A 16,761-nucleotide genomic window follows, 5' to 3' on the forward strand; every position below is an offset into this window, starting at 1 on the left:
AATAAAAAAAGCCCGCGTCCGCTTTGGGACGAGAGCTTATTCTCACGTGGTACCACCCAACTTTCTGCCGCTCCGATCACGACCGATATATGACGGCGTGAACTCCAATAGCGACAGCTTCATTGTGACCGGATGAGCCGGTCAACCATTCGATATCGAGAATGACTCGCCACAGGCTTGTGCATAAATGATTCTGCACTTGCAAGCGGTTCCTCCAGGACCATATTCGGAAGACTTCCCATACCGGTTCGCAGCAATCCCGGCTCTCTGTCATGGCACACTCTTCGTACTCATCCGTTCTTCGGATTTTTATATTTTCCATGTATAGGATAACAAAAATAGAACTATGCTCAATATAGCGTAGCTATTGTCCGCCTGTCAAGGACGCTTTGACGGAACTGGGTCAAAGCCTCCGGGATTGAAGGGATGGCATCTTGCAATTCGCCTCATCGTGAGCCAAGAGCCCTTCAACGGTCCATGAACCTCCAACGCTTCCATAGCATAGGCGGAACAGGTCGGATAGAATCGGCACGTCGGTGGCTTAAGCGGTGAGATCCATTTGCGGTACACTCTCACCGGACCTTGAAAAGCTCTCGTCACCCATCTTGGACGAGCTGAAGCCGTGCCGTCGTCGGGCGAAGTCATGATGCACTGCCCTTCGTTTCATCGTTCGCTTTCGATTCTTGTTCCTTATCCATACAAGCTTCGCAATATCCGAACACCTCAAATTTATGCTTAACGACCTGGAATTTCTCAGGCACATCCGTTAATGGCATCGGGCAAAAATGAATCGGATACGTCTTCTCGCACTGCAGGCAAATCATATGATGGTGATGATGACTTTCCGCACAGTGCACACGGAATTTCACGCCATCCTCGAATACAATTTGCTCTAATACGCCTAATTCATGCATTACACGCAAATTGCGATATACGGTGTCGAAGCTAAGTCCGGAATAGCGTTTTCCCATGAAATCATAGACATCCTTCGGGGTTAGAAAGCCGTCGGTATCCGCGAACAACTTCGCCAAAGTTCGACGCTGGTCCGTTATTCGCAACCCCTGCTCGGCCATCTTTTCGAGTATTTGCTCTGTGCTCAGCATCGAAGTTCCTCCTCTGTATGCAACAACCGGTTATTATTATAATGCTCCAAATGCTGGCGGAAAGTCAAGGAAGGCGCTTACTGGAGGCGTATATATATTTGTGTGGAAATAAGGAGGAAAAAGAGCCTGAACCTTGATAGTGTTAGTGGTGATACACCAAAACCACAAAGAAAGCTCTTCTATATAAAAAAATTCGACCACAGGCTAGACCGTCGAGTGCGTAGATTCAACGTGTTCTGCTATATCGTTCCGTCCGTTCGTCTCGAATGACACCGTTCCAATTGAGGCCATATCCAAAGTCGAACACATGGTTGTCAGCGTCCACATGACATTCCATGTCGTGTGCGACATCTTCGAATTGTTCCTCTACGGTTTGCATGTTCGCAGGCATCTGCATGGGAAGCAGAGCTGACGGCTCAACAGCTCCAGTCAGCACTTCTAGAATAGCCTGATCCTGAACACCGAAGTTGACAACGATCGCATCCACTTCTGCTTCGAATTCTGCCACAACCGTTGGAGTGGACAGGAGGAGAGACACAACCACCGGCTTGTCTTTCATCTTTGCTTTGGTCTCCAGAATGGCCTGCAGATCCGACGTATTTTGCGGCGTCACCGACTTTCCTTTGTAGGAGCGGTTGTGCATCCGTTTCATCGATTCATACTACGGGCGGTTGCCAGAGGGAGTTACTGGGAGAGTGAACAAAAGGACAGCCGTTAAGCTGTCCTTTGATTAATGAATGATGAATAAGTGCCGATTCAAAAATGCTGCATTACGTTGAGCGCGTGTTATGAACGCGGTTTTGGCATCGGGAGGAAGAGCAAGTTCACAGGCAGGTTGCTGCCTGCGGCCGGAGAGAACAGAATTTCTACCTTTTCCTCGTAATCGCCCGTACGATATACGACGCTGGCTTCATCCACACCGCTGATCAGTCCATGGTTCGGCGTGTTCACCGTCTGTCCGTTTACAAGCATCGCACCCGAGTAGGATCCTCCGCGGGAGTTAAAAGCGATGAGTGTATGCGGCGCCACCTTCTCCAGCTTCACGCGATAGAGCACACCATAGTTCCCTTTGTTAACCATATCCTGGTACGTCAGCATGTCAGTGCCTGTAAGGTCTTTGTCGTTAATCTTATCTGCGAACACCAAGCGTTCGCCCTTGCCTACTTCCTCTCTGACAGTGAAGTTGCGATCCGCATTAATGTACGTGCCGCGAATATGTTCGTCCGTAGCCAACGGCTGCAGATTCGGCAGCTCGGTCAATACGTCTTTATCCGCATCCAACGCAACTACGGTATATTCCAACGTGGTGCTGCCATAGAAATCAGCATACAACGTGTACGTATCATCTGGTTTTAACGGACGCTGATTCAATTCCGGAATGACAACCTTCGTTTCATTTGGCTTCAGTTGCATCTCGGTCGCTTTATCATTTTTCTCAAAGGACTCGAAGTAGCGGACAGAAGCCATCTTACCTGTTTGCTGAGGGTAAGGGCTTGGGCCTGCCAGCCCAGAATGCTCGACAGTGAAATTAGCAGGGTCATCCGAAATGTTTTTCACTATAATATACAATTGAAGATTGTTCGATTTTTTGTTGATGTGGTGCAAAAAGATCCGGGCGCCGCCCGCCACATTGTCCTGGTATAGAATACCATTATTTTTAACATTCTCCGGACTGTTCGAACGGTACAGCGTACGGTTATTTTCCGAAAATTCCGGCTTCAGAAGCTTCAGACCAAGCACGGTACTGCCGTCGTGAGGATACACTTCTCCGACCGGAGTGTATACTTTATTGAACTCATCAAACGTGTACAGCGTCTCGCTCGTAACCGTAATCGTTTGTGAGATTTCGCTGGAAAGGCCGTATTTGTCGGTTACTTTTAACGTAACGGTATGGTTGCCCGGTTCGAAGAAAGCCGGCTTGTTATTCGTCCATTCCCGCTTCAGGTCAGCGACATCATCATCGTCTGTACTTGCATCTTGGTAGCGAATGTATTCACCCATTTTATACGTCGTCTTCTCGGTCTGGAAGTTAGCTACCGGCGGCTCGTTCGGCTTCAACACCGTAATCGTTACCGAGTAAGGCGCACTCCATTCACCGCGCTCGTCGCGCACGCGAAGCGATACCGTATATACGCCTGGATCTTCGTAATAGTCCTGCAGGCCGGTCCATTCTTCTTCTACGATTTGCAGGCCGCGTGGAGATTTGGATTCATTCGTGACCGTAACTGGTGTCTGCTTCGCGAAGATTTCCTTCTCGTTAACACTAAATTTCGCGATTGGCGGAGCGCTTAATTCGATGGTGATGCGCTTCGTCTTGTTATCCCATTGATACGGCATTTCGAATGCTTGCATAGCCGATGTAATCGGAACCATGAACGTTCCCTCTTGCATGTAGGAAGCGCCGCTCATTTGGGTTGCTTTCCCGTTGACGCGGTAATTGCTGCTCCCCACTTTATAACGAAGCTCTTTATCGCCGCTTGCAATAATCGTCTCTTTGGTCTTGCTGTCATAGTTCACTTGCAATCCGAACCGTTCGACGAGAGAACGCAATGCGATGTAAGATACGCCTTTTTTCACAGTGATAGGCTGCGGTGATTTATATTCCGCGCCGTCCTGATACATCAGGTTGCTGTTCGCGATTAATACGAGCACATCTTTGCCAGCGTCGCCGGCTCCGATTCCTGAATTGCTCGTTGAATTCGCATTATTGTTTCCATTCTCATCTACGGTACCCTTTACTTCGTCAGTATCCTGGTCAGTATCCGTGCCGCCATCCACCTCGCCCTGAATGGAGCTGCTTCCCTCTTGCGTAATTTCGCTCGTTACTTGCTTATTATCGGTTGTCGTTGTATTCCCTTCAGCCGCAACGATAGGGATAACGGTAATGAATTGCACTGCAGCTACGCAGGTAATGAAAAGTTTTTTCCAAGATTTCATGTTTACGTCCTACTCCTCACCCATCATATACTTTTGTATGTGTCATATTTACGTTTTGTGTATGTTTGAACATAGTTATAGACGCTTTTCTTTACAAAAAGTTTCTAATTTCGATCGTTTTTCTTCAGCAAAATTTAAGGTTTTATTAAAAAAAAGAAAACCTACATCTTTTCTGATGTAGGTTTAATTCGAAATCAACAGCGACAGAAGGTGATATCCCCACCATTAAGCCCGATGACCGAACGGATATGCAGACGAGATCGTAACCGGCAGCTTGCCGTGCGCCTCCTGACGGCCAAGCAAAACATTGGCCAATGCCGACATCGTAGCCGGGCGATTCTCGTAGCAGCACAGATACGTCGGTGCTTGCGGGAATTGATTCAGATCATATGGATTCCGTGTGGAGGCGACGATAACCCGTTTGTCGGAATCGTGCAGCAAACCTTCCACAATATCAACTTGCCCTTGATGAAGCATGGATACGGCATTATACGTCAGCACGATGACCTGGCGATATTCAGCTGCCTTCGCCAATGTATCCCGCACCTCTTCCGCGTCTGGATACGTGCCGATGCGCAGCTCCGTTACTTGCTTGACGTGCGGCTGGAGCGCTGACGCCAACGTAAAGGTTTGCGTAATCGGCTCATCGACCTCCGTGCGCTGACGAACTTCAGGCCAGATAACGAGTGTGGCCTCTTCCGGATCTATCGGCAAGCTTTGCTTGTCATCCTTCACTAACGTAATGCTATCGGCACAAATACGTTCAACGACAGCCTTCGATTCCGGCGTTCCGAACAAGGTAGCGAATTCCGGCGTTACGTCCGCAAGCCGCTCTATGTGGCGCTTCTCCTTCAGGGCGAGCAAACGATGTACGGATTCGTCGATTTGGGACTCGGAGATTCGACCGGTGCGGACCGCTTCGATCAAGGCCTCTATTGCTGCAACCTGTTCTGTAAACGTATGGCTAATCAGCACCAGGTCCGCTCCAGCCTCGACCGCCATAACGGCTCCTTCGGCGATTCCGAACTCCTTCGAGATGGCATGCATCTCGAGGCAGTCGGTTACAATGACTCCATCAAACCCTAGACGCTGACGCAACAATTGGGTCAACACTTTCCGGGAAAGTGTAGCCGGAATGCCATCAGGCTCGAACGCAGGGAACGTGACATGCGCGGTCATGATGCAGTCCACGCCTTCTTTAATTGCACGGATGAACGGTGCCAGCTCGATCGACATGAGACGTTCTTCGCTATGCGGCACAGCCGCGAGGCCGTGATGGGAATCGACCGCCGTATCGCCATGACCCGGGAAATGCTTCGCCGTCGCGGCGACATTGGCATCCTGCAGCCCGCGAATTTGCGCTGCTCCGAGCTCCGCGACGACGTCAGGACGCTCTCCGTAGGAACGGACGCCAATGACTGGATTTTTCGCATTGTTGTTGACATCCACGCTTGGCGCGAAGTTCATATTAATACCCATGCGAAGCAGCTCTTCTCCGCAGATCTTCGCGGCATCATAGGCATGCTCTGCACTGCGGGTCGCGCCGATGGCCATATTGCCGGGAATGAGCGTAATGTCGTCCCAATCAATACGCGCTACCATGCCGCCTTCCTGGTCAATGCAAATAAAGAGCGGAATATCCGACTGTTCTTGGGAAATCAGCTGCAGCTCATGCGACAGACGGCATACTTGCTCCGAATTTACTACGTTGCGGCGAAAATAAATAATGCCGCCCACCTCATATTTTTCCAAAAGCGTGCGAATTTCCGTATTTACAGCCGGAGTTTGGAAGCCGCACATTACCATTTGGCCAATCTTCTGTTCCAACGTTAATTGACGTTTACTCATGCCACTCATCCCATCCTCTATTTTTGTGTTAAAAAAGCCAATTATCGTGAATTCATTACTGATGTTAGTTTAATCGTTATCACTTTCAGCAGACGCGGTCTGCTCGCGAAATTCAGACGGAGTTATTCCCGTATACTTCTGGAACACCTTCGAGAAGTAGCGGCGTTCTGAATATCCGACCGTAGCACCGATATGAGTTATGCTCTTATCCGTCATGCGCAGCATGGACTTCGCCAGCTTGATCCGCTGCTTCGTCACGTATTCCACGAACGTTTCGCCGAAGTGAGTTTTGAATAACAAGCTGAAATAACTGCAGCTAATACCGAGATAGTCAGAGATTTCATCGATTCCGATATCCGAACTCAGATTGCGGTGAATGTAATCCTTCGCGGAAATCATAAGCAATTCGCTCGATTTCTTATTCATCGCGTGTTCTTTCGTATGGTTGATCAGCTGCGTAATGACATTGTTCAAATCTTTGACGCTAACGCTATGCTGCAGCCTGTTCCATATCGCTTCTTCTTCTTGGGAACTGACAAGCTCGAGTTCCCTCATCTCGCGCAGCAGATGAATGATGACATAATGAAGAAATTTCTCAACCCGCATCACGGATTGCTCTGGCATCAGCAGCAGGCCGGATTGAAGCGATTGCAAGCTCTTCTCCACCTTGCTCTTGTCGTTCTGCTTCATGCCCGATACGATATCTTCAACAAGCTGCCACTCAGAGACGGAAGCCGCTTGACGCGCATTGGAACCTTCGTCCACCTGCACCAGCTGTTCATCGTCGGGATAGAGCACCAAGGAACGCTGCAGCCGCTTATACGTATTGGCAAGACCGGCAAGTTGAATCGGGCCTTTGTCCCAAGCTAGGCTAACCGTTAGCTTGACATGCTCGCGCACCGCCCGTTGGAATAGGCATGCCCAGCGAGCCATGTCGTCTTGAGACACTTCACAGCATTCTTTGGAATATTGCATCAGGACGCACCATTCCCCTTCACGCATCTGCAGCACCGCATAGTCCAGCCATTCACCTGTTATTGCGTCCTGCAAAACGTTGCGCACTGCAAAATTCCATAATTTGCGCTCGTTATCACTCCATGATACGGTATGCTGCACATATCCGTCCAGATCAATTAATAGCAACGCGTAGTCCATTTGATCCGCCTGCAGCCCGTCATCTGCGATCACGTAAGGGGGGGCTCCCGCCGAGAACCCCATTAAGACGTCGAACATCATCTTCTCGTAAGCAAGACTAATTACCTTACCCCAGCGTCGCTCCGACCTGTTCTTCTCCTGTTGGCGCGAGCGCACCAGATCGGCAATCGTGCGAACGGTATGCTCCAATTCCTCATAATTAATCGGCTTCAATATGTAGTCCCGCACACCGTGCTGCAAAGCAATTCGTGCGTATTCGAATTCCTGATAGCCGGTGAGCATCATCACTTCGGCCTCGCTGCCCATTTTACGGATTTCCCGCAAAAATTCCATACCATCCATCACAGGCATGCGAATATCGCACAAAATAATGTCCGGATCACGCTGACGGACGATATCGATCCCTTCCGCTCCATTGCGTGCCGTACCGACGATCTCCACCTTCATTTCTTCCCAGGGGATAACCATCTTCAAGTTATTTAAAATGTGAATCTCATCATCGATTAATAACGCTTTCACACTCATTCCGCTTCACCCTGTTCATATTTCGGTATAATGCATCGGATTATCGTCCCCTTGCTCGGGGCCGAACAAATAAACAAGCCATATCTAAATCCGTATGTAATACGGATGCGGTCTGCCACACTGCGCACGCCAAGCCCTCTGCGCTCCGTATTGTAAGTTTGTTCCACAATCGGCAGCAGCGCCTTCTGTTCATCGGACTGCATATATTGGAACTTCTTCAGCTGTTCATTAGACATCCCTAATCCATTATCCTCAACATCGATAAAAATGCGTTCAGCGTCATCGTATGCGGAAATGCGTATCCAGCCTGTATGCGTAATTCCGTCGAACCCGTGCTGAATGCAGTTCTCCACCAGAGGCTGCAGCGTCAGCTTCAATATTTGATTATTCAAGATATCGTCCGGAACATCAATTTCAAAGTTAAATAAATCTTCAAAGCGGAATTTCTGGATTTCCAAATAGCTGCGCAAGTAAGCCAGCTCTTCCCGAATCGTAATCTCTTCCTTATCCTGAATGCTGGTCCGCAGTATGTTGCCAAGGCGGTACACCATTTGGCTTACTTTGCGTCCTTCGTTCTGAATAGCGAGCGCATTGATCGATTCAAGCGTATTAAAGATAAAATGCGGCTTAATCTGGGCCTCCAGCACGCGCATTTCCGCCATGTTCTTCTGCTTCTGTTCCTGCTTGACCTGGTCGATGAGCCCAGACACTCGCTCGGTCAACTGGTTGAACCCTTTAGCAAGAGCCGTCATCTCGTCGTTGCCCTTTTCCTCTACCCGAACGTTCAATTCTCCCGTTTCAACCCGGCGCATGAACCTAACGATCCGGTTGACCGAGTTGGTAATCCGGTTCATGAACAAGAGAAAGAACAGCAAGGCCGCCACGACGCAGGCAAACATAATAATCGCCACCCATATCCCGAAATCGACCATTTCTTTCGTCAGCATTTTCCACGATGTCACTGAGACGATATACCAATCGAAATCTTTCAATTTATAGGTGGATATTAGACTTTCCTGACCGTTAAAATCGGTTTTGTAGCTGTTGTATAGCGATGTGCTGTTAGCGATAGGCTCAATGACGGACTGCAAATTACTCAGCTTATGTTCATTGTCGCTCTCATACAATATGTTGCCATTGCGGTTCACAAGATAGAATAACGGGGAATTGGGGTTATCCCACTGGAACTTGTTAAATATCGAATCCAGCTCCCAATTCTTCACCTGTACGACGAGCACGCCCAGATTCCGCAAGGAGCTCATGCTCTTAATAACTCTTATCTGGGTGAAGCCGTCTTCATTGCCTGTAATCTCGGGGTATTCATTGGGCCCAATCCATAATGGGGCTCCTCTTCTCTTCAGTACGTTCTCGTAAATTTCATGCTGCTCAAATTGCTCGAATGGGAGCGCTTTAAATCCTTGCTTATCAAATATAGGCACGACTTGTTGCCAGTTCGAATCGCTGCGAGTGTTGTATAAATAGGCAAAGTTAATCGATGGATGATTGTATAGCAGCATGCGGAAATTTCGCTGATTGGCGTTCAGCTGCAAATAATCGGCTTTGGCTAAATTCTGCTCCCGCGGGTTGCGGGCCGATAGTGCGCCCTCAAACACGGAGCTGCCTATGCCGAGGTCGGTTACCCTGTCCATCTCCGAGAACAGGTAACTGACGCTCTTGCCTGTCGCTTTCAGCGAAAGTTCCGCTTGCTGGTTATATTTCTCTTCAAGCATTTGAAACGCGATCCAGAAGGTTAACGTGCCGAGCAGCAGGAGCGGAATGATAATGAGTGTGACAAATGCAGTCATGAGCTTAAATCGCAGGTTCATCCCATTTCACAGCTCCATCCGAGTAAATTAGCCTTTAACTCCGCCTGCCGTCAATCCTTCAATAATCTTCTCTTGCAGGATGGCGTATATGACCATGACCGGAACGACGCTGTATACAATTCCCGCCGACATTTGAGCGTAGTTGATATTGTAGGCGTCCCGAAATCCGACCATACCGACCGGAAGTGTCTTGAGCGAATCCTCCGACAAGAAATAGTTAGCTAGCAAGAACTCGTTCCAATTGCCCAGGAAATTAACGATGAATACAGTTACTAAGGCTGGAACCGTTAATGGCATTATAATTTTAACAAATATCGAATGGGCCCTCAACCCGTCCACGACAGCAGCTTCCTCAATCTCTGTTGGCAACGAACGCATGAAAGCGGTCAGGATGACGATCGTAAACGGTATCGAGTTAGCCGTATAGGGAACTAGCAGCGCCCAGTGCGTATCAAGAAAGTTAAACTGCCGCATCAGATTGTAGATAGGAAGCAGCAATGCGTTGCCCGGTATGAGAATGCCGATCAGAATCAGCTGGAATAACCACGGGCTAAGCTTGTTGAACCTCATCCGCGTAATGGCAAAGGACGCCATCGATGCGATCAGAATCGTTGCGACCGAGGCGACAACGGCGATGTACAGACTGTTCAAAAAGTACGTGCTTATTTTGGCGTTGACCCAAGCATCCGCATAGTTGCTAAATTTGAATTCTGTCGGTAGCCCGAACGGATTGCTGGCAATTTCCACGTTGTTTGCTTTGACAGAAGAGAACAAAACAAAAAGAAACGGGAATAGAATAACGGCGAGATAGGCAAGCAATACGACGTGATTCATGCTGCTTTTAATTTTTTTGACCATCAGTATTCGATCCTTTCCGTTCTTTTTGCGACCAACAGCTGATACAACACGGTAATGATAAGCGTAAAGATAAAGATGAGCACGGCGATGCTGTTGCCGAAGCCGTATTTAAAGCTCTTGATGGAATGCTTCAACATATAGGTCGCCATCACGTCCGTTGCCCCGGATGGTCCGCCCTTCGTCATGACGAGCACGATATCAGCCGCTTTCATCGCGCCGGCCACGGACAACATGATGACGACGGAAATGATCGGCATAATGAGCGGAACCGTAATTTTCCTAGCCCGCTGCCACCCCGTTGCCCCGTCGATCATGGCTGCTTCGTCCAATTCCTTGGGAATCGAGATAATCGCCGCTAACACCATGACGATATAGAATCCCGTCCATTGCCATCCATTCGTGATTAATATCGATATCATTGCCCAACTGCGATCAGAAAGCCAGTAAATTTTATCTATGCCGAACAATCCCAAGAAGTTGTTCATCAATCCAATGTCTGGCTCATAAATAAATCCCCACAAAATACCTATAACCGCTGTAGACATGACCGAAGGGGCAAATACTGCCGTTTTGTATAAGCCTTTGAGCTTCTTGACATTAGCGATAAGAAGCGAAAACAAAATAATGATTGGAACCTGGATAAACACGGAAAACAAAATAAACAAGCCGTTATTTTTAACCGCTATCCAGAAATTCGGGTCGTTCATCGCCCGTGAGTAGTTAGCCAAGCCCGTGAATTTCACGACGTTGGAAATGCCGTTCCAGCTCGTAAAGCTATAATAGGTGGCATTAATTACGGGATATATAAAAAACAAAGTAAACAAAAACATCGTCGGAAGCAAAAATAAAATATAAGTGACTGGATTTCTTAGCGCTTTGTTCATCTCGTACCTCCATACTCCAGATAGTAGGCATCATGTCTCTATTTAAATTCAGCACCACCCGGCCATTTGCGAGTGGTGCTGAATCGGTTGAATCAGAGGCAATAGATTATTGAGCAGCGTCCGTTTCTTCATTGACTTGCTCTTGCACCTTTTGCATTGCTTCAAGCATCGCTTTTGGCTCTTTTACGCCTTCAATGACTTGTTGAATGCCGGTTCCAAGCTCTGTATTCACTTCGGCTTGCACCAGTGCGTCAAATGCAGGCCAAGTGTATTTCACTTCATTCATCCGCGCCAAAATTTCTTGCATCAACGGATGTTCGGCTACTTCTTTCATTTTGCTGTCTTCGATCTTCATCGAAGGAAGCATGCCGTCTTCTTTGAAGGATTGCAATTGAACATCTTCATTAAAGAAATTCTTAATGAACGATTTGATGGCTGCAAGCTTGCGCGGATCTTCCGCCGCTTTCGCAGAGAACGCATAACCGTTATTTGTATCCACCATGGAGCTTGTGCCCTCGCCCTCTTTCAGAGGAGGCATCAGGAAAAATCCGAACTTGTCTTTTGTATCTGCTCCCGCCGTCTTCTCATCCGTCAATGCGGAGTAAGCCCAAGAGCCGTCGTACATCATAATAGCTTCGTCCGTGAGAAGCTGATTGCGCTGATTGTTGTATTCCAAGCCGAGCTCGCCCTTCTTGAAGTAGCCTTTCTTCACCCAATCCTGATGCTTCGTCACGGCTTCCACCATTCTAGGGTCATCCCATTTCGATTCGCCTGTTTTGAACCCGTTCGTAAATTCCGCTCCGGCATAATAAGCCCACAGGTTATTCGTCGTCATCAACGGAACCCATGCATCCTTGGACGCTTGCGCAATCGGAACCTTGCCGTCCGCTTTGATTTTTTCGGCAATCTGCTCCATTTCAGCCAACGTCTTAGGCAGTTCTAACCCCTTCTCCGCGAAATACTTCTTGTTATAGAAGTAGCCTTCTATGGAGCCTCCTTTTGGCAACCCATAGATTTTCCCGTCGTGAGTCCATGGCGTCAATGAAACGAACTTGTCCTTGAGCCCCATCTCTTCCAGGATTGGCGTCAAATCGAGCACTAGTCCTTCTTTGGCAAATACTCCGACATCAGGGCTGCCGAATGCGTCGAAAATATCCGGTGGATTGCCCGCGGCCATTTCGCTTCTCAGTTTGTCCTTGCGATTCACTTCGCTCTCGACGCCGTCAAGCTTGATCGTCAGACCCGGATTTTCCGCTTCCGTGTTCTTCACGACAGCTTCCAAACGGCCGAAACGATTTTTGTTGGAGTCCCCAATTTCAATGTGGCGCATCTTCATTTCGAACGGCTCAACCTTCTCCTCCGCCGGTTTATCGTTTCCTGCCTGCGGGCTTGTTGTTTCTTGTTTGCTGCTGCAGGCCGCCAGCACAGTGGATGCGATAAACAGAAGAGATAACAGCATGACCAGGCTCTTTTTCATATTTTGACCTCCCCATAAGTAATTGAATAATTACTACGCTTTAATTATAGAATGACTTCCAGCCCTTGGTAAGGACGACAAATTCATAATTAGGGGATAAAATTCTCCAATCGCCGAAGTGAATTGTGCACGTTGACAAAAAAGCCATCGTTCTTGCGTCCAGCAAGGCATTTTACACATTCGGCATGCTCTAATAAATCGTATGCAACCTCTCTCCTTGATGGCGGGTTCTCCAAAAATCGTTTTTGCCCACTATCCCAACTATTCAGAAAATGAGCACAATATCGAATATTCCAAGCCAGTACCGGGCCGTTCATTTCGCAATCTGAGTTAATGGGAGAATGGACAAAAGAGCATTTCGAGACAAGGTCGCGGGAACCCGTGAGACAGTTTTGAGATGTGCGCACAGAGCAGAAGAGGCGCAGTTTAGCGCCCGCGTCTCACAGAACGTAAGCATTCCTAAAAAAAGACGGCCTGCTCTGTCGCAGACCGTCCGTTGCAAATTGCTATTATTTCTTCTTCGTATTGAGAGACTCTTGGTGAATTTCCAGGAAGCGCGGTAAATTCATGCCTTCCAGCGTCTGGATATAGGTGTCCCAATCCTTGTCGAGATCCGCATCGCCAATGACGAAGCGGGCCATCATCTCATCGACATAATCGTTAATCGTCTTGGACAAGTCTGACAGTTCGGCTGCCTGCTCGTCAGTGAAGAACAGCTGCGGCAGCGCCATGTCTGCGCTCGGTTTATACGGATCGTAATTTTGCTTTGTTTCATTATATAGGATGACTTCAAGGCTCGGCTTGCCGTCATTCGGTACTGCCGAGCTGAGGCGAAGCTCGTTCGAGCGGTACGTCGGCGCCGTCTGCTCCCAATGGACGTTCTGGATCTGCCCGTATTCCTTCAGCTTCGTCCACTTGGCCGGCTTGCCGTTGATGCCGATCTCGCCTTCCGTCGCCTCGCGCCACTCCTCGCCCGGACGTCCGATCGTCGTGCGCAGCGATACTTCCTCGTCATAGAAGCCATCCGCCCAGCGGAACGCCACGTCTGGATGCTTAGAGTTTTTCGTAATAAGGTAGGCTCCAAGCGAATAGCCAAATGGGTTATAAGCGGCATATTGTACACCGCTCGGACCTTTGAGTGCCGGAACAGTCACATAATCGAGCCAGCGTCCGCTCTCGCCAGCGATTTGTGTGAACACGCCCTGATGTCCGCCAAGCGCCGCTCCTAGAACGACGTCACCCGACGCTTCACCCAGCTTGAGCAGCTGATCGCTGTCCTGCGTGAACACCTGCGGATCGATAAGTCCCTCGCTATACAGCTTGTGCAAATATTTCAAGCCTTCGCGCCACTCCGGCTTATTGTAAGCAACCTCGACCTTGCCGTCCTGCACATACATATGAACGCGGGATTCGCTGAATGTCGAGTTGAAGACGAACGCATTCATAATAAATCCGTCGATGCTCGACAGCCATCCGCTTCCGCGTGGCGCACCGGATAGAACCACTTCATCCGCCTTGCCATTGCCGTTCGGATCCTTCTCCTTAAACGCTTTCAGGACGGTATAGAGCTCATCCGTCGTCGTCGGAACCTTCAAGCCGAGCTTATCAAGCCAAGGCTTGTATATCCACATCTTTTGTGCCATCGAGCAGTGGTAGCAATCGTTAATGCTTGGCAGCGCGTAGACGTTGCCGTCAGGAGCTGTAATCGCTGTTCCGAGCACTTCGTTATCGTCCAGAGCTTTCTTGAAATTGACGCTGTATTTATCGATAAAATCGTTCAAGGAAAGAAAGACGCCCTGCTTGCCGTAAATCATCTGCTGTGCCGGAGTGACGCCGAAAGACATGATGACGTCCGGATAATCTCCTGATGCGAGCATCAGATTCAGCTTTTCGCTCGCTGATTGCTGCGGCACAACAATCCATTCGACTTGCACATTCGTCTTCTCTTCGTACCACTTTGTAAATTCATTCGTTTCGAAGTTCTCTACCAAAGAGTTGGAAGGCACCATGACCTTAAGCGTCACTTTCTCCTTCACAATCGGAAACGTGCCCTTCTCCGTTACAATCGACTCGGTGTCCGCACCATTCTTCTCAGCTGCCCCTTTGTCGCCCCCGCCTGAACAGGCCGAGAGCAGGATCACTGTCATCATCATGACGCTCAACAAAAGCGCGCTCCATCGTTTCATCCGCATTCATACTCCCCCTATAAATGAATGGTTATTCATTCTGTGTGATCATCCTTTAATCGAGCCAATCATGATTCCTTTGACAAAATACTTCTGCACGAACGGATAAGCAGCGAGCAACGGCGCGGAGGATACGACGATTAATGAATATTTCAACAGCTCGCGCAAGCCTTGCCGGGCGGCTGCCGTCTGCACGTCACCGAGTGTCTCCTGACTTACCTGGTTCTGTATCAAGATGTCTCGCAGCACAAGCTGCAGCGGAAACAGCTTCTCCTTTTTCAAGAAGATGAGCGCATTAAAGTATTGGTTCCATTGATCGACACCGTAGAACAATGTAACAACCGCGATGATCGGTCCGGATAACGGAAGTACGATGCGCAGCAGGAACATGAAGTCATTGCATCCGTCCATCTGGGCGGATTCAAGCAGTTCCTTCGGAATGCTCGTTCGAAAATAAGTCATCATAATCATAACATTCCAGACAGACAACGCCGTCGGTATGACCATCGCCCAGATCGTATCCAGCATTCCGAGTTCTCGTACGAGCAGATACGACGGGATGAGCCCCCCGTTGAACATCATTGTGAATACGAACAGAAGCGTGAATGCGCGCCGACCTTTAAAGTCGCTGCGGGACAACGGATAGGCAGCGAGTATCGTGATGAATAAGCTCACGACCGTGCCGAGCGCCGTATAGATTATCGTGTTTTGCAATCCCGTCCATACCATGCGATGACGGAATACCGCTTGATATCCTTCCAGTGAGAAATCCACTGGCCACAGCCACACCTTGCCCGAAATAACGGCGCTGGACGAGCTGAACGAAGCGCTCAGCACATATAGGAGCGGATAGAGGACGATGATGAGAAACAAACCTAGCACGGCGTTGTTTACGATATGGAACAGGCGATCACCTTTGGCAGCGGATAACGTGTCCATGGTCTGCCTCCTTTCGCATCACCATAAGCTCTCCTGCCCCGTCTTGCGGGCGGTGTAGTTCACCGTTACGATAAGCACCAGCGAAATGGCCGACTTGAACAGTCCGATAGCCGTGGCGTAAGAAAAATTCATCGCTTGCGACAACAGGCCGATCTTGTACACGTACGTATCGATCACTTCGGATGTCTTCAGGTTGAGCGGGTTCTGCATCAAATAAATTTTTTCAAAACCGGTTTCAAGCAGTTGGCCCGTATTCAGAATGAGCAAAATCATAGCGATAGGCAAAATGGCCGGCATATCGATATGCCAGATCCGCTTTGTCCGTCCAGCGCCATCCAATACAGCCGCTTCATGAAGTGCAGGATCCACCGTTGAGAGCGCTGCCAAATAAATGATGCAGGAAAAGCCGATATGCTGCCATATGCCCGACCATACATAAATGGACTTGAAATATTTCATTTCGCCCATAAAATGTACCGGATCGATTCCGAACAAGCCGAACAACTGATTGATCATCCCGGTGCGCGGATCCATAAATTGCAGCAGCAATCCGACAAGGACGACGGTCGAAATAAAGTGCGGCGCGTAGCTGACCATTTGCACCGTATTTTTGAACCATCGGATGCGGACTGCGTTTAGACTGAGCGCAAGCAGCACCGGAAGCGGCGTACTGACGACAAGCGAGTAAATGCTGATGAACAGCGTATTCTCCATGATGCGCCAGAAATCATACGAATTGAAAAATCGCACGAAATGCTTCATTCCGACCCAATCGCTCGCCCACAAGCCCTTAACGACGTTATAATCTTTAAATGCAATTTGCGCGCCGACCATCGGCCCGTATTTAAAGATAACGACGTACAGAAGCGGGATGAGGAATAAAACGTACAACTGCCAGGAACGCTTCATATAAGCGCCCAACGCGATGGATGCTTTGCGGTCGCCACTGACTTCTGTTTCGGAAAGCGAACGCACTGTTTCTTGCTGTCGTTTTTCAGACAAGGACACACCTCCTGTTCCTCA

At 48.9% G+C, this 16,761-nt stretch carries 13 protein-coding genes and 1 pseudogene; all 14 read right to left on the reverse strand.

The genetic code is table 11. The annotated features are described in order from the left end of the window. Window positions 1-76 precede the first annotated feature (76 nt). On the reverse strand, window positions 77-199 hold the full coding sequence (locus A372_RS39130; protein WP_272943475.1) for a hypothetical protein: 123 nt from the start codon (window positions 197-199) through the stop codon (window positions 77-79). 179 nt (window positions 200-378) lie between these two features. Next, window positions 379-645: a membrane protein insertion efficiency factor YidD gene (yidD, locus tag A372_RS36550; RefSeq protein ID WP_083858907.1), complete on the reverse strand. Its 267-nt coding sequence runs from the start codon at window positions 643-645 to the stop codon at window positions 379-381. Beyond that, window positions 642-1,103: a Fur family transcriptional regulator gene (locus A372_RS0121410; RefSeq protein ID WP_019422951.1), complete on the reverse strand. Its 462-nt coding sequence runs from the start codon at window positions 1,101-1,103 to the stop codon at window positions 642-644. The genes yidD and A372_RS0121410 overlap by 4 nt, the downstream gene beginning before the upstream one ends. 226 nt (window positions 1,104-1,329) lie before the next feature. Then, a pseudogene (locus tag A372_RS0121415) lies at window positions 1,330-1,740 on the reverse strand (glycoside hydrolase family 3 C-terminal domain-containing protein); the annotation flags it as partial. Between the two features lie 149 nt (window positions 1,741-1,889). Beyond that, window positions 1,890-4,040 (reverse strand): stalk domain-containing protein, encoded by a 2,151-nt coding sequence (locus A372_RS0121420; RefSeq protein ID WP_019422953.1) that lies wholly within the window; start codon window positions 4,038-4,040, stop codon window positions 1,890-1,892. Window positions 4,041-4,265: 225 nt separating this feature from the next. Beyond that, on the reverse strand, window positions 4,266-5,888 hold the full coding sequence (gene nagZ, locus A372_RS0121425) for a beta-N-acetylhexosaminidase (RefSeq protein ID WP_019422954.1): 1,623 nt from the start codon (window positions 5,886-5,888) through the stop codon (window positions 4,266-4,268). 69 nt (window positions 5,889-5,957) lie between these two features. Further along, window positions 5,958-7,568 carry a response regulator transcription factor gene (locus A372_RS0121430; RefSeq protein WP_019422955.1) on the reverse strand — a complete coding sequence of 537 codons (1,611 nt, stop codon included), beginning with the start codon at window positions 7,566-7,568 and terminating at the stop codon, window positions 5,958-5,960. Continuing rightward, a complete protein-coding gene (locus A372_RS0121435) occupies window positions 7,565-9,394 on the reverse strand; it encodes a sensor histidine kinase (protein WP_019422956.1) in 1,830 nt (609 codons plus the stop codon). The genes A372_RS0121430 and A372_RS0121435 overlap by 4 nt, the downstream gene beginning before the upstream one ends. 27 nt (window positions 9,395-9,421) lie before the next feature. Further along, a complete protein-coding gene (locus tag A372_RS0121440; RefSeq protein ID WP_019422957.1) occupies window positions 9,422-10,252 on the reverse strand; it encodes a carbohydrate ABC transporter permease in 831 nt (276 codons plus the stop codon). After that, the gene (locus tag A372_RS0121445; RefSeq protein WP_019422958.1) at window positions 10,252-11,136 is read right to left on the reverse strand and encodes a carbohydrate ABC transporter permease; all 885 of its coding nucleotides are present in this window, start codon (window positions 11,134-11,136) and stop codon (window positions 10,252-10,254) included. The genes A372_RS0121440 and A372_RS0121445 overlap by 1 nt, the downstream gene beginning before the upstream one ends. Window positions 11,137-11,242: 106 nt before the next feature. Further along, entirely contained in the window at window positions 11,243-12,613 is a 1,371-nt protein-coding gene (locus A372_RS0121450) for an ABC transporter substrate-binding protein (protein WP_019422959.1), read from the reverse strand. Window positions 12,614-13,122: 509 nt separating this feature from the next. Further along, window positions 13,123-14,805 (reverse strand): ABC transporter substrate-binding protein, encoded by a 1,683-nt coding sequence (locus A372_RS0121455; RefSeq protein WP_019422960.1) that lies wholly within the window; start codon window positions 14,803-14,805, stop codon window positions 13,123-13,125. A 42-nt stretch (window positions 14,806-14,847) separates the two neighbouring features. Next, window positions 14,848-15,738 carry a carbohydrate ABC transporter permease gene (locus A372_RS0121460; protein ID WP_019422961.1) on the reverse strand — a complete coding sequence of 297 codons (891 nt, stop codon included), beginning with the start codon at window positions 15,736-15,738 and terminating at the stop codon, window positions 14,848-14,850. Between the two features lie 18 nt (window positions 15,739-15,756). Beyond that, window positions 15,757-16,740, reverse strand: a complete 984-nt coding sequence (locus A372_RS0121465; protein ID WP_019422962.1) for an ABC transporter permease — start codon at window positions 16,738-16,740, stop codon at window positions 15,757-15,759. Window positions 16,741-16,761 lie beyond the last annotated feature (21 nt).

Source organism: Paenibacillus sp. OSY-SE, from assembly GCF_000283315.1.
Lineage (GTDB): Bacteria > Bacillota > Bacilli > Paenibacillales > Paenibacillaceae > Paenibacillus_B > Paenibacillus_B profundus.

Coding starts and splice junctions, on each gene's coding strand:
- yidD (WP_083858907.1), bottom strand. CDS start 645: ATGACTTCGCCCGACGACGGCACGGCTTCAGCTCGTCCAAGATGGGTG.
- A372_RS0121410 (WP_019422951.1), bottom strand. CDS start 1,103: ATGCTGAGCACAGAGCAAATACTCGAAAAGATGGCCGAGCAGGGGTTG.
- A372_RS0121420 (WP_019422953.1), bottom strand. CDS start 4,040: ATGAAATCTTGGAAAAAACTTTTCATTACCTGCGTAGCTGCAGTGCAA.
- nagZ (WP_019422954.1), bottom strand. CDS start 5,888: ATGAGTAAACGTCAATTAACGTTGGAACAGAAGATTGGCCAAATGGTA.
- A372_RS0121430 (WP_019422955.1), bottom strand. CDS start 7,568: ATGAGTGTGAAAGCGTTATTAATCGATGATGAGATTCACATTTTAAAT.
- A372_RS0121435 (WP_019422956.1), bottom strand. CDS start 9,394: ATGAACCTGCGATTTAAGCTCATGACTGCATTTGTCACACTCATTATC.
- A372_RS0121440 (WP_019422957.1), bottom strand. CDS start 10,252: ATGGTCAAAAAAATTAAAAGCAGCATGAATCACGTCGTATTGCTTGCC.
- A372_RS0121445 (WP_019422958.1), bottom strand. CDS start 11,136: ATGAACAAAGCGCTAAGAAATCCAGTCACTTATATTTTATTTTTGCTT.
- A372_RS0121450 (WP_019422959.1), bottom strand. CDS start 12,613: ATGAAAAAGAGCCTGGTCATGCTGTTATCTCTTCTGTTTATCGCATCC.
- A372_RS0121455 (WP_019422960.1), bottom strand. CDS start 14,805: ATGCGGATGAAACGATGGAGCGCGCTTTTGTTGAGCGTCATGATGATG.
- A372_RS0121460 (WP_019422961.1), bottom strand. CDS start 15,738: ATGGACACGTTATCCGCTGCCAAAGGTGATCGCCTGTTCCATATCGTA.